The following is a 12983-nucleotide window of genomic DNA, read 5'->3' on the forward strand; positions in this document are numbered from 1 at the left end:
GGAATAAACTCGGCCATGGACTTCATGAACAGTGATGGGCCTTCGCTGGATCCCTTCCCGCAGTACGAACGGATGCGGGAATCCGCTCCCGTCTTCCACGACGAGCAATCCGGAAGCTGGCATGTCTACAGGTACGACGACGTCCAGAGGGTTCTGTCAGAACACGGGACGTTCTCGTCAAGGATGGGAGGCGACGATCCGTCTGAGACGGGCCAGCTGTTCGCGGCGAGCCTGATCAGCGCTGATCCGCCGCGGCACCGGCAGTTGCGCTCCCTGGTGACCCAGGCGTTCACCCCGAAGGCAGTGGACGCCCTAGCGCCGCGCATCTCGACCCTGACGAAGGAGCTGCTGGACGGGATTGCTTCCCAGGGTTCGGCAGACCTCATCGGCGAGTTGGCCTACCCGCTGCCGGTCATCGTGATCGCGGAGCTGATGGGAGTCCCTGCGGAGGACCGCGACCGGTTCAAGCACTGGTCCGATGTGATCGTCAGCCAGACGCAGACCGGAGCGCAGACTGCCGACCACAGCTCCACCAACCGGGAAATGACCGAGTACTTCCTGGCCCTCATCGAACGCCGCAGACGCCAGCCCGGAAGTGATCTGATCAGCAACCTGCTCGTGGCCGAGATCGACGGGCAGAAGCTGAGCGTGGCCGAGCTGCTGGGCTTCTGCAGTTTGCTTCTCGTCGCCGGAAACGAAACAACCACCAACCTCATTGGCAACGCGGTCCTTTGTTTCACCGAAGTGCCGGGAACATTGGAACGGCTCCGCGCCGAGCCATCCCTGCTCCCCCAGGCCATAGAAGAAGTGCTGCGCTACCGCTCTCCAGTCCAGTCGATGTACCGGGTGACAGCTGCTGACACCACGTTGGGCGACGTCCAGGTCCCGGCCGGCGCCCCGCTGGTGGCGTGGATCGGATCGGCCAACCGCGATGAGCGGCAGTTCCGTGATCCTGGCCAGTTCGACATTGACCGGGGACCGAGCCGGCATCTCGCCTTCGGCCACGGCATTCACTTCTGCCTCGGTGCCCCGCTTGCCAGGCTTGAGGCCAGGATTGCGCTGCGGGCCGTTCTGGACCGGCTTCCCGGACTTGTCCTCACTCCGGGATCGCACCTCGAACGGATGGACAGCACGATCGTTTACGGAGCTAAGGAGCTGCCCGTCAGCTGGACAACCCCTTGACCCGGCCGGGATTGGAACGGATGCTGGTTTCTTCGTCTCCGGCGGCTTCGACTACGACTACTCCTGCATCTGACGCACGAGGTTAAGCGGGGCCGGGAAACACCAACGGGGAATCAGCCGCCGATTGATGCTCGCTCCGTCTGCCTCTGCTGCTCGAGGTAGCCAAACAGCTGCCGCAGGCCGAAGGTCCACTCCGGGAGTTCCTCCGCCGCGCCCACACGGTTGATGAGGGCGCCGAGGTGGCGGCTTCGGATGGTCACAACATCCCCGTGTTTGTGCGTGAACCCCTGCCCTGGCTCGTCGCGGTCCTGGGTCGGCGCGAACAAGGTCCCGGTGAACAGGGCGAAGCCGTCCGGGTACTGGTGGTGCCTGCCGCGGGTGGCCGTCACGAGCTCCTCGAAGGGCCTGCTGATCCTGGCCAGCGTGTTCCGCCCCTCGAGCATGTAGCCGTCCGGGCCCTCGACGCGCAGCAGGATCTCCTCTTCGCGGAGCGTATCGAGCGTGAAGCCTCCGTCGAAGAGCCTGATCAGCGGCCCCAGGGCGCTGGATGCGTTGTTGTCCTTGGCCTTGCCAAGCAGCAGGGCGCTGCGGCCCTCGACGTCGCGCAGGTTGACGTCGTTGCCGAGTGTGGCTCCCACAACGTCGCCGCGGGAGGTGACGATCAGCACCAGCTCAGGTTCCGGGTTGTTCCAGGAGGAGAACGACGGAATCCCGATGCCGGCCCCCAGGCCAACCGAGGACAGCACCGGGGCCTTGGTGAACACCTCCGGGTCCGGCCCGATGCCCACCTCGAGGTACTGCGACCAGAGACCCTCGGCAATCAGGACCCGTTTGGCCTCGGCCGCCTCCGGGGACCCGGGCCGGACCGCTGCGACGCTTCCGCCGAGTGCCTTCCCCACAAGCTCGCGCATCTCGGCCGCCCTGCCGGCGTCGCCGGCGCACCTTTCCTCGATCACGCGTTCGATCATGCTGTCCACGAACGTCACGCCGCAGGCCTTGATGACCTGCAGGTCAACGGGGGCGAGCAGGTGCGGGTGGGCAGTGTCGCCCGCCAGCGAGGCGGCGACAACGTCGGCCGTCGCCCACCGCTGCTCCGCCAGCGCAGGATCAAGGAGGGCCGCACGGACTGCGGCGGCTGGATCAGGCAGTTCGAGCAGTTCGGAGACGGTGCCTGCGAGACGCGTCAGGTCGATGGCGGAGTCCCCACTCAGTGCCACAACGCGGGGACCGCCGGTGGCAGGATCCCAGATTCGGCCAATCAGCAGCGCCTGGCCGGCGTCATCAGGAAGGACAGAACTCACCGTAGGGACAGAACTCACTGACAATGGCGAAACGGTCACGGCTGGCCCCCGATCATGGCATCAACACCGGCATCGGACGGCCGGCGCCAAACACCGTCCACACGCTGCGGCACGTTCCACGGGTTGTTGTCCCGCAGCGGCTCCGGCAGGCGGGCAGCGGGGAACGATTGGTAGGCCACCGGCCGCAGGAAGCGCCGGATGGCGGCGGTCCCCACCGAGGTGGTGGCCGACGTCGTGGCCGGATACGGGCCTCCGTGGTTCTGGGCGTAACTGACGGTGACTCCAGTGGGCCAGCCGTTCCACAGCACCCGGCCACTGATGTCGGTGAGCCGGGCAGCGAGCCCGGCAACGTCGTCGTCCTCTTCGGCCTGCAGGGTGGTGGTGAGCTGGCCCTCCAGCAGACCGGCAAGGTCCGCCAGCTCAGCGGCGTCCCCATATTCGACCACCAGGCTGGCCGGGCCGAACATTTCCTGCCGCAGGATGCCGGGGTCGTTGCGCACCGCGTCGGCCGTGCTGCGCAGGACGGTGGGTGCCGGCGCTGCCGAGAAGTCACCCTCGAGAAGCACGTCCACTCCGGGACTGGCGTTGAGCCGCCGGACCGCTTCACTGTAACCGCCGTGCAGCCGTTCGCTCAGCAGCTGCGCCGGCCCGAAATCCGCAAGCGCGCCGGCGAGGACATGGCCGAGCTCCCCGGCCTCTGCGGCAGACCCGGCGGCGGGAACGAACAGCAGCCCCGGCTTGGTGCAGAACTGGCCCATCCCCAGCGTGAAGGAGCCCGCATAGCCCGTGAGGATCTCCTCGCGGCGGGCAGCCCAGGCGTTGGGCATGACGAAAACGGCGTTGATACCGCCCAGCTCTCCAAAGAACGGGATGGGCTCCGGCCGCGCGGCGGCGCGGTCCAGCAGCGCCCGGCCACCCGCCGTCGAGCCCGTGAAGCCGATGGCCTTCACCAGCGGATGGTCCACCAGTGCCTCGGCGGCACGCCGTCCGGAAACCAGGGAGAACAGGCCCGACGGCGCCCCGGCAGCTTCCAGCGCGGAGGTCACCGTTTCGGCGGTCCGGACCGCAAGCTCGCGGTGTCCGTCATGCGCCTTGTGCACGACCGCGCAGCCAGCAGCGAGCGCCGAGGCACTGTCCCCGCCCATGACGCTGAATGCGAAGGGGAAGTTGGACGCGCCGAAGACGCCCACGACGCCGAGCGGAACGTTGTACCGGCGCAGGTCCGGGCGGGGACCCATGCCCCAGTGCGGGTCGGCGTGGTCGATCGTGGCGTCGAAGTGCTCGCCCTGGAGGATCTCGGCAGCGAAGAGCCGGAGCTGGAAGACCGTGCGCTTGAGCTCGCCCTCCAGCCGGGGAACGCCGAGATGCGTTTCCCGGACCGCGATCCCCACCAGCGTTTCAGCATCCTGCTCCAGGCCGGCGGCCACGGCCCCCAGCCAGGCGGCACGGGTGGCCGGGCCTGCGGTCCGGCCCTTCTCGAAGGCGGACTGCGCCGCTTCAACGGCCGTATCCAGCTCCTCGACGTCGGTGGTCCGGTCAGCGGTGTCGGCCGCAGCGCTGGCGCCGATCATCGGGCAGCCCCTGCGGGAGCGAGGGTTGCGCCCGTGACGGCGGCGCGGCTGCCCACTTCCTGCCAGCCGGAGCCTGCAGGGAATTCCCAGCGGGCGCGGGAGGCAGTCAACATCTCGGCACCGGTCCCGGGAAGGACCGGTGCGGCGTAGCGCCCGTCGACGATCCGGACCGGCTCTGCGAAGTGCTCGTGCAGGTGGTCGACGTACTCGATCATGCGGCCTTCCTGGCTGCCGCTGACCACGGCGTAGTCAAAGAAGGAGAAATGCTGGACCAGCTCGCACAGGCCCACGCCGCCCGCGTGCGGGCAGACGGGGACGCCGAACTTGGCCGCAAGCAGGAGATTGGCGATGTTCTCGTTGACACCACCCACACGGGTGGAATCGAGCTGCAGGACGTCGATGGCGCCGGCCTGCAGCAGCTGCTTGAACACAATGCGGCTGGCCACGGCCTCACCCGTGGCCACCCGGACCGGCGCGACGCCCTTCCTGATGTCGGCGTGGCCCAGGATGTCATCCGTGCTGGTGGGCTCCTCGATCCAGTAGGGGTTGAATTCGGCAAGCTCATTGACCCAGTCGATCGCCTCGGAAACCTCCCAGCGCTGGTTGGCATCAATCGCGATCGGCAGGTCGCCGACTGCCTCGCGGGCAAGGGCCATTCGACGGCGGTCATCGTTGATGTCGCCGCCCACTTTGAGCTTGATCATGGAGAAGCCATCGGCGGCGGCCTCCTTGCTCAGCCGCACCAGCTTCTCGTCGCTGTAGCCGAGCCAGCCGGGCGAGGTGGTGTAGGCCGGGAACCCGTCCGCCTTGAGTGCGGCGATCCGGGCGGCCTTGCCCTCCTGTCCGGTTCGCAGGATCTCCAGCGCTTCCTCGGGGCTGAGGGCGTCGCGGATGTGGGTGAAGTCGACGACGCTCACCAGCTCTTCCGGGCTCATTTCGCTGAGCAGGAGCCACAGCGGCTTGTTCTCGCGGCGGGCCCGGATGTCCCACAGGGCACTGACCAGGGCACCGCATGCCATCTGCGTCACGCCCTTCTCGGGTCCCAGCCAGCGCAGCTGGGAGTCGTGGATCAGGCGCTTCGATGCGCCGCCCAAGTCGTAGATCAGTTCGTCGATGTCCCGGCCGACGAGGAGGCGGGCGTAGGCGTCGATGGCGGCGGTGAGGATCTCGTTGCCGCGGCCGCAGCTGAAGACGAAGCCGTGGCCTTCGTCGCCCCCGTCGGTGCGGATGACGACGTATGCGGCAGAGTAATCGGGGTCAACATTGACCGCGTCGGAGCCGTCAAGCTCCAGGGACGTGGGGAACCGGACGTCCTGCGTGCTGACGGAGGTGATGGAAGGCATGGGCGCTTCTTTCAGGTCTGAGGGACGGGGATCGATTCCTATATGAATTTTGATAATCATATAGGAATGGTGATCCAGATCAACCCCCACTGCGCCTCGGAAATCCTGACACCCGCAATTCGGGCACGAAAAAGCCCCAGCCACAATGGCCAGGGCCCTCCCGCGCGCACCTGTGGCGGTCCGCCTATTTGATGATCCGCTTTCGGGGCGGGCCAACCTCCTCCAGCGGGGCCAGCTCGCCCTCGAAGGCCTGGGCGAACCTGTCGAAGGAGTTGCGGATGTGCCGGGTCATGGCCGCCTCCGCCCCCTCCGGATCACAGGCCTCGATCGCATCCGTGACGGCGGAATGCTCCGCCACCGTGATGGCGCCATCCACGTCCGCCGGGTAAAGCCGGAAGGTATGGAGGTGGCAGTGGGTCTGCCCAAAGGCGTGCCGGACCACGGAATTCCCCGAGGCGGCCAGGATGGTGTCATGAAAGCGCGTGTCGTGCGCCACGAGGTCCTGGCGGAGGTCCTTCGTGACCTTCATGGTCTTCCTGAAGCCGGTCAGCTCCTTCTCCAGGGCGGCCGCAGGGTTGGCCAGCCGGTCGACGGCGGCCGCCCTGGCAGCCCAGGGCTCCACGAGCAACCGGAACTCGAACAGCGAGCGCAGCTCGACCAGATCCAGCAGCGGCGTGGTGCTGTATCCCCGACCGGGGCTGTAGACCACCAGGTTGTCGCCTTCCAAACGCTGGAGCACCTCGCGCACTGGCGTTTGGGAAACACCGAGGCTGCGCGAGACCGCGTCGATGTTGATTCGCGCACCAGGGGCCATCTCACCCTCGAGAATGGCCGCACGCATGGACGCGTAGACGTCGCTGACAGCAGCCTTTCCGCGGGAAGTATCGGACGATTGACGTGGTGGCACGCGGTTACCTCATGATTCTGGTCTGACTGGAGTCACTGGGGGAATCATAAGCCACGCGCTCCGACACCTCGGGGCAAACTTTTTTGGGCTCCCTCTTGATCCGCGCCACATCATCTATATGATTAACCAGATTCCTATATGATTTTGGCGCCGATCTCCTCGGCGTCTCCCCTCCCGCCGGTGCCCACAGCACCCGAAGCCATGTTCACGTCGAAGGAGACCGCATGACTGCGCTCGGAAGCAAGACCGCCGCCACATCATCCGCCACGCCACCCCGCCTGATGACCCGAAAGCGCTGGGTGATCATCTGGCTCGCCTTTATCGGCCTCAGCATCAACTACCTCGACCGCTCGAGCCTCAGTGTCGCCCTGCCGTTCATGGGCAAGGATTTTGAATTGACCGCCACCCAGCAGGGCCTGATTTTCGCTGCCTTCTTCTGGGCCTACGACTTCTGCCAGCTCGCAGCCGGCTGGTACGTGGACAAGGTGGGCCCGCGCCGGTCATTCACCCTGGCTGCACTCTGGTGGTCCGTCTTCACCATGGTCACCGCCGCTGCCTCCAGCTTTTGGTCCCTGTTCGCCGCCCGGTTCCTGCTGGGTGTGGGCGAAAGCCCGGCCCCGAGCACGGCCGCCAAGGTGGTGGCCACCTGGTTCCCGGTCCGGGAAAGGGCGTTCGCCACGAGCATCTGGGATTCGGGTTCCCGTGTGGGTGCGGTGATCGCGCTGCCAATTGTCACCCTCATCGTTGCCCTGACGTCCTGGCACGCGGTGTTCATCATCATCGGCGTCGCCGGCATCATCTGGGCCGCCGTCTGGTGGAAGGTGTACCGCAGTCCCCAGGAGCACGCCGGCGCGAACGCGGCCGAGGTGACCTACATTGAAGAAGGCGGTGCCCGCGGTGAGGGGAGTGACGATGCGAACGCAGCGAAGCTGCCGTGGCGTTCACTCTTCAAATACCGCACCATCCTCAGCATGATGTTCGGTTTCTTCTGCCTGAACAGCGCCATCTACTTCTTCATCACCTTCTTCCCGAGCTACCTCGTCAAGGAACGCGGCTTCGACCTCCTCAAGCTCGGCATGTTCGGCGCGATTCCCGGTATCTGCGCGGTCCTTTTCGGCTGGCTCGGCGGGTACCTGGCTGACCGCGCCGTCCGGAACGGCATGTCTGTCACCAAGGTCCGCAAGACCGCCATTGCCGGCGGCCTGGCAGGCGGTTCCGTCATCATGTTCGCCGCGCTGGTTCCCGAAGCCTGGATGGCCCTCGCACTGTTGTCCGTGGCCTACTCGAGCCTCACGGTTGCCGCCACCGGCATCTGGTCGCTGCCAGCCGACGTAGCACCCAGCTCCCGCCACGTGGGTTCCATCGGCGGCCTGCAGAACTTCGCTTCCAACCTGGCGGGCATTTTCACCCCGATCCTGATCGGCGTGCTGGTGGACCAGACGGGGTCGTTCGTCGCGCCGCTCGCGGTGATCGGCGCGGTATCGCTGGTAGGCGCTGCCAACTACCTGTTCATCATGGGGAAAATTGAACCCCTAAAGGTCAAAGAGGCCTAAAAACAGCAACGCGGGGTCATTGAAGTGACCCCGCGTTGCTGTTGGTAGCGGGAGTTACAGCTCCACGGTGCCGCTCTCGCCCACGCTCATGCGGCTGTGGGTGACTTTCGACTTGACCCACTGCAGGACCGTCGCCGCGGTGCCGCCGGGGCTGGTCCAGTACTCAGCGGAGTCGGAGTCCACGCGCAGCAGGACCACCTCAGGGGTGTCCGGCCCGTCCGGGAACCAGGCCTCGACGGACTGGTTCCACAGTTCGCGGATCTTGGCCCGGTCGCGCACCACTTCGGCGGTCCCGGCAACCGAGACCCACTCGGTCCGCTTGCCGAAGGACACGTTAATCCTGGCATCGGCAGTCACGTGGGCCACCTGGGAGGTTCCCTCCCCGGTGAAGAACCACATGTCGCCGTCGTCCTTCACGTTCTGGACGGCCAGCGGCCGGCTGACCAGGGCGCCTTCTTCATTGATGGTGGTGAACATTCCGATGTGGGAATCGTTGATGATGTCCGTGACCTTGCTTATGCTTTCCGTGCCCGTCATGCTGTCACCTCGTTCTGCTCGAGTTCGTTCTCTTAGACCGGGTCAATGCCCTACCAGCCACCCTATTGGTAAGTGTGCTTAGTTTCTAGTCAGAGCCCCCGCGCCAGCACCTTGCCCTTGAAGAACTCGGGCCGGATCCGGGCCATCACCAGCATCGCGACCACGCCGAGCAGGATGACGCCCATACCCAGGATGAACACCATGCCCACGCCGCCCACCGACGAGCCGGAACCGTACTCCGGGTCCATGGAGTCGTACGCCGTCTTGACGAACATCACCAGCAGGATCACGCCGCCCAGCAGCGGAGCCAGGAACTTGAAGAGGAAAGCCCGGGCGCTGCTGAACGCCATCGCACGGAAGAACCAGACACACGCGAGCGCCGTGATCCCGTAGTAGAAGCAGATCATCATGCCCAGCGCCGTGATGGTGTCCCACAGCGCATTCTCGGACGTGGTCCGGGTGATGACGTAGAACGCCGCCGCGGCAACAGCCGCCGCAATCGTGGCGTAGCTCGGTGATTTGAAGGTGGGGCTGACCTTGCCGAACTTCCCGGGCAGGGCTTTGTAGTGGCCCATGGCCAGCAGCGTCCGGGCCGGGGAGACGAACGTTGACTGCAGCGACGCCGCGGAACTGCTCAGGATGGCTAGGGACATCAGGATGGCGAACGGCCCCATGACCGGCCCGGACAGGACCGCAAAGATGCTGGACTGGTTGTCCGGGTTGCCGGTGCCCAGGCCGGCCTCACCCACGCCCGCGAAGGACAGGGTGGCCAGCGCGGCCGTCATGTAGATGGCCACGATGACGACGACGGTCACGGTCGCCGCCCGCCCGGGGGTCTTCTCCGGGTTCCGCGTCTCCTCGTTCATGGTCAGGGTCACATCCCAGCCCCAGTAGATGAAGATCGACAGTGACACCCCGGCCGCGAAGGCTGAGAAGGAGTCCACGGCGAAGGGGTTGAACCAGTCCGGCGAGATGGCCGTGGCGTCGAAGGCGGTTCCGTTGGCCACGTGCACGAGCGCGGAGACGGCGAACCACCCCAGCACCAGCAGCTGGAACCCCACCAGGACGTACTGGACGCCCTTGGTGGTTTCCATGCCGCGGTAGGAGATCCAGCACGCCGCCGCGATGAACACCAAGGTGGTGGCGATGTTCAGCGGCAGGTTCGTGGTCAGCTCAGCGATCCCGGGGTTACCGAGCAGTTGGGCGAGCATCAGGTAGAAGAAGTCAACGGCGACCGCCGCCAGGTTGGACAGCACAATGATGGTGGCGGCGATCAGCCCCCACCCTCCCATCCAGCCGACCCACGGGCCAAAGGCGCGCGTTGCCCACGTGAAGGAGGTTCCGGCGTCGGGCATTGCGTTGTTCAGCTCCCGGTAGCCCAGCGCCACCAGCAGCATGGGGACGAATCCCACCAGGAAGACCGCCGGCAGGTGCACGCCCACCTCGGACACGGTGGGGCCGAGGGCCGCGGTGAGCGTGTACGCCGGCGCGATGCAGGACACTCCGATCACCACGGCCCCGATCAGCCCGACGGATCCGGCCTTGAGGCCCTTGTCGCTCAGGCTTTTGTGCGTGTCCTGGCTAACGGCGGCTTCTGTACTCATGTGATTGCCTCTTGTCATTCATCGTCGAATGGGGATGGGAACCGCTGTGCCGGGTCAGCCGACGGCGGCCGTTGCGTTGGCCAGTTCAGGTGCACCGTGCGCTTCGGCTGACCGTGCAGCCTGTGTGATTCGGGCTGCGGTGGCCTGGCCCATGCGGACCGCCCCGTCCACGTGCTGGTAGCCTTCGGCGGCGAGGTCGGAGGAGCACCAGTAGATGGGGCCCACGGCTGCGTGCTGGTCCTTGCCGTAGCGGTGCAGGCCGCCGAGGTCGTAGCTGGCTGCGTAGGCGCCGCGCGTCCACTCCTCCGAGCCCCAGTCGGACTCAAAGTACACCTCGGGCTCGAGGGCCTTGTCCCCCAGGAAGCCGGCGATCGACTCCAGGACGGCGCGGCGGCGCTCGTCGGCACTCAGTTCGAAGACGGCGTCGGCCTTCTCGTCGGAGATGAAGCCCACGAGCGTTCCGCGGGTGTCGCCGTGGTTGGTGTTGTCGTAAACCTCCTGTACCAGCGAGCCCGCGCCGAACCCGGTGCCGGAAAGCCCGTCCTCGCGCCAGAACGGCGCGCTGTAGACGGCGTGCACCTTGATGACCAGGCCCAGGGACTGGTGCTGGTGCATCTGGTGCTGGCGGCGCGGCAGCGGAGGGTTGAAGGAGACGCGGGAGTAGAGGTTGGGCGGCACCGCCATGATCACGAAGCGCGCGTTCACCGTGGCCCGGTCAGAGACGGCGGTGACGCGGTGGCCGCTGCCGCCGTCGGCCTCCCAACGGATGGTGCGCACCGGGCTGTAAAGAACGACGTCGGTCCCCAGTTCCGCTGCCTGCAGCAGGGATACCTGCTGCATCCCGCCGATAACCCGCTTGTCCAGGATGAAGTCCTCATCCGTGAGGTGGGTGAAGGAACCGGCGGAGGCGGCCATCAGGACGGCCTGCAGGGCGGAGAACGCGTGGGCCGGCTTGGTGAGCATGCCGCCGGCGATGAAGAGCCCGATGTTGTTGCAGGCTTCCTCGTCCGGGGAGTTCTGGCGCAGCCAGTGGTGGAAGGAGATGGTGTCCAGCTCCCGCGCCTTGGGGTGCGCCCAGGGTTCCGTGGGGCCGATCTGGGCAGCCAGCTCGTCCAGCAGCGCGATGAGCTTGTCCATCTCGGCAGCCGTGGTGGCGCTGACCGGGAACATGTCGCCGGTGTACCGGACCGGCGTGCCGTCCGCCCCGATGTAGACGGACTCCCCTTCCCGGTAGCGGGAGTACGTTTTCAGGCCGAGTTCGTCCAGCAGGGCCAGCAGTGCGGTCTGGTCCGGAGATACCCACTGGCCGCCGATCTCGAGCATGGCCCCGTCCACGGTGTCGGTCCAGGTCCGGCCGCCCACGCGGTCACGGGCTTCCAGCACGGCGACGGACAGGCCCGCCTTTTTCAGTTCACGGGCGGCGGTGAGGCCGGAGGGGCCAGCGCCTACGATCACTACGTCGCGGTCAAGATTCAGCATGATGTCCTTTCTCTGTGGCCGCGTAAGTGATGCGAACCACTAAATGAATGTCATTCATTTATAAGAACTATAGAGCCTTTGGCGAGGGAGCGGAAGGGGCTGATGGAATAATGCGAAGGACGTTCACCCGCAGAAAGGTCAGCCATGCCGGCATCACCAGCCGTAGCAACAGCCGGTTCAGCCGCAGCCGGTCAGGGCAGCCGGCGCCGCGCCGGACGCCCTGTGGGAGGCGTGCTGGACAAGGCCGGCATCACGGAAGCCGCGCTGCGGCTGATCGAGAAGAAGGGTTACGACGGCCTGACCATGGCCGCACTGGCCCGCTCGCTGAACGTCGCGCCGTCGGCCCTTTACAACCATGTGAAATCCAAGCGGGACGTGCTCCTGCTGCTGGAGGACCATCTCGCCTCCCTCGTGGACGTCTCGGCGTTCGGTGCCGGCCCGTGGGAGGATGCCGTCCGGACGTGGGCCTGGAGCTACCGCGACGTGTTCTCCCAGCACACCCCGCTGATTCCGGTCATTGCCGTGCTGCCCGTGACCGATGCTCCGCAGACCCTGGCCATGTATGAAACGGTCAGCGGCGGCTTCCGCGACGCCGGTTTTCCCGAGGAGCGGATCGTCTCCTCCATCGTCGCGCTGGAATCCTTCATCTTCGGCTCGGCCTACGACGTCACGGCGCCGGCGGACATCTTTGATCCCGGCACCATGGCGGAGGCGACACCCAGTTTCACGGGTGCCGTCCGGAGCCTGGCCGAGCAGGGGCATGAACGGCCGGCCGACGTCGCCTTCAGCCTTGGCCTTGAGGCACTGATCAGCGGGCTGGGCGGCCTGCGGGGCTGATCCCATTTCTCACACCGTCCAAGGCGACTAAAATTCCTTAATACGCAACGTTGCGAGCTCAAGGACGGCGCCATGACCGTAATCGACCCGGAATCGCTGTTCTTCGAGTACAAGCTCCGGTACCGCGGCACGCCCGGACTGGAGCATGAGCCCTCGGACTATCCGCTGCGCTGGGAAGTCGCGGTGAGCTGTCCAAGTCCCACTCCCGGCGGTGACGAGGAGCGGCAGCTCGGGAGCGCCGTCGTCCAGGTTGTTCCCAAAGCCGGCATGATCAACCTCGTCCTCACCACCGGCAAAGCGGACCAGGAGATGGCCAAGGCCGTTGAAATGCTCACCATGGGCCGCCCGGACCTGATCAGGGAGTACCTGCAGGACGGCGGGGACCTGATGATCGTCTCCTCGCTCGAGATCTTCCCGGAGTACCGCGGCGGGAGGACCGGCTACTCGGTGCTGAACGCCATCATCGAAACCGTGGGCCGGTCCGTGAGTCTGGTGGTGGTCCATGCCGCGCCGGCGGACGGCGGCGGGTCCCCGCCGGCCGACTCGCCGGCGCATGAGGAGGCCAAAGCGGCGCTGCGGGCGTACTGGAAGGACTTCGGGTTCGAGGACGCTACCGGCGACTACCTCGTGTTCGTGCACAAGAAAATCCTGGGCTGACAACATGCGGGC

The 12983-nt window shown here is 66.2% G+C and carries 10 protein-coding genes and 1 pseudogene; 4 read left to right on the forward strand and 7 right to left on the reverse strand.

Annotated elements, in window-relative coordinates; translation table 11 throughout:
* The first annotated feature begins 15 nt into the window (after positions 1-15).
* On the forward strand, positions 16-1182 hold the full coding sequence (locus J7I85_RS07750) for a cytochrome P450 (protein ID WP_214849188.1): 1167 nt from the start codon (positions 16-18) through the stop codon (positions 1180-1182).
* Between the two features lie 113 nt (positions 1183-1295).
* On the opposite strand, the gene J7I85_RS07755 is transcribed toward J7I85_RS07750, so the two are convergent.
* From J7I85_RS07755 to J7I85_RS07770, 4 genes are all read right to left on the reverse strand, one after another.
* Positions 1296-2483: a fumarylacetoacetate hydrolase family protein gene (locus tag J7I85_RS07755; protein WP_374102449.1), complete on the reverse strand. Its 1188-nt coding sequence runs from the start codon at positions 2481-2483 to the stop codon at positions 1296-1298.
* Positions 2484-2518: 35 nt separating this feature from the next.
* A complete protein-coding gene (locus J7I85_RS07760) occupies positions 2519-4054 on the reverse strand; it encodes an aldehyde dehydrogenase (NADP(+)) (protein WP_214849192.1) in 1536 nt (511 codons plus the stop codon).
* Positions 4051-5397, reverse strand: coding sequence for an L-fuconate dehydratase (locus J7I85_RS07765; RefSeq protein ID WP_214849195.1), 1347 nt, complete (start codon positions 5395-5397; stop codon positions 4051-4053). Before J7I85_RS07765 ends, J7I85_RS07760 begins: the two co-directional genes overlap by 4 nt.
* A 184-nt stretch (positions 5398-5581) precedes the next feature.
* Positions 5582-6304, reverse strand: a complete 723-nt coding sequence (locus tag J7I85_RS07770) for a GntR family transcriptional regulator (RefSeq protein WP_214849198.1) — start codon at positions 6302-6304, stop codon at positions 5582-5584.
* Positions 6305-6528: 224 nt separating this feature from the next.
* On the opposite strand from J7I85_RS07770, the gene J7I85_RS07775 reads away from it, so the two are divergent.
* On the forward strand, positions 6529-7857 hold the full coding sequence (locus J7I85_RS07775) for an MFS transporter (RefSeq protein ID WP_214849200.1): 1329 nt from the start codon (positions 6529-6531) through the stop codon (positions 7855-7857).
* Between the two features lie 54 nt (positions 7858-7911).
* On the opposite strand, the gene J7I85_RS07780 is transcribed toward J7I85_RS07775, so the two are convergent.
* The 3 genes and pseudogenes from J7I85_RS07780 to J7I85_RS07790 all read right to left on the reverse strand — a co-directional run.
* Positions 7912-8394: a pyridoxamine 5'-phosphate oxidase family protein gene (locus J7I85_RS07780; RefSeq protein ID WP_214849207.1), complete on the reverse strand. Its 483-nt coding sequence runs from the start codon at positions 8392-8394 to the stop codon at positions 7912-7914.
* 89 nt (positions 8395-8483) lie between these two features.
* A complete protein-coding gene (locus J7I85_RS07785; protein WP_214849209.1) occupies positions 8484-9998 on the reverse strand; it encodes an APC family permease in 1515 nt (504 codons plus the stop codon).
* Between the two features lie 54 nt (positions 9999-10052).
* Positions 10053-11489 (reverse strand): annotated as a pseudogene (locus J7I85_RS07790) (flavin monoamine oxidase family protein); the annotation flags it as partial.
* Between the two features lie 132 nt (positions 11490-11621).
* Between J7I85_RS07790 and J7I85_RS07795 the strand changes: the two are divergent.
* Together J7I85_RS07795 and J7I85_RS07800 are read left to right on the forward strand one after the other, a co-directional pair.
* On the forward strand, positions 11622-12314 hold the full coding sequence (locus J7I85_RS07795) for a TetR/AcrR family transcriptional regulator (RefSeq protein ID WP_214849217.1): 693 nt from the start codon (positions 11622-11624) through the stop codon (positions 12312-12314).
* A gap of 72 nt (positions 12315-12386) precedes the next feature.
* Entirely contained in the window at positions 12387-12971 is a 585-nt protein-coding gene (locus tag J7I85_RS07800) for a hypothetical protein (protein ID WP_214849219.1), read from the forward strand.
* Positions 12972-12983 lie beyond the last annotated feature (12 nt).

Source organism: Arthrobacter sp. ISL-65 (assembly GCF_018613795.1).
In the GTDB taxonomy this organism is placed as follows: domain Bacteria; phylum Actinomycetota; class Actinomycetes; order Actinomycetales; family Micrococcaceae; genus Arthrobacter.

What these genes read in the sequence shown, in the direction of transcription:
- J7I85_RS07785 (WP_214849209.1), bottom strand. Translation starts at nt 9,998, where the DNA reads ATGAGTACAGAAGCCGCCGTTAGCCAGGACACGCACAAAAGCCTGAGC.
- J7I85_RS07750 (WP_214849188.1), top strand. Translation starts at nt 16, where the DNA reads ATGGACTTCATGAACAGTGATGGGCCTTCGCTGGATCCCTTCCCGCAG.
- J7I85_RS07760 (WP_214849192.1), bottom strand. Translation starts at nt 4,054, where the DNA reads ATGATCGGCGCCAGCGCTGCGGCCGACACCGCTGACCGGACCACCGAC.
- J7I85_RS07795 (WP_214849217.1), top strand. Translation starts at nt 11,622, where the DNA reads ATGCCGGCATCACCAGCCGTAGCAACAGCCGGTTCAGCCGCAGCCGGT.
- J7I85_RS07780 (WP_214849207.1), bottom strand. Translation starts at nt 8,394, where the DNA reads ATGACGGGCACGGAAAGCATAAGCAAGGTCACGGACATCATCAACGAT.
- J7I85_RS07800 (WP_214849219.1), top strand. Translation starts at nt 12,387, where the DNA reads ATGACCGTAATCGACCCGGAATCGCTGTTCTTCGAGTACAAGCTCCGG.
- J7I85_RS07765 (WP_214849195.1), bottom strand. Translation starts at nt 5,397, where the DNA reads ATGCCTTCCATCACCTCCGTCAGCACGCAGGACGTCCGGTTCCCCACG.
- J7I85_RS07775 (WP_214849200.1), top strand. Translation starts at nt 6,529, where the DNA reads ATGACTGCGCTCGGAAGCAAGACCGCCGCCACATCATCCGCCACGCCA.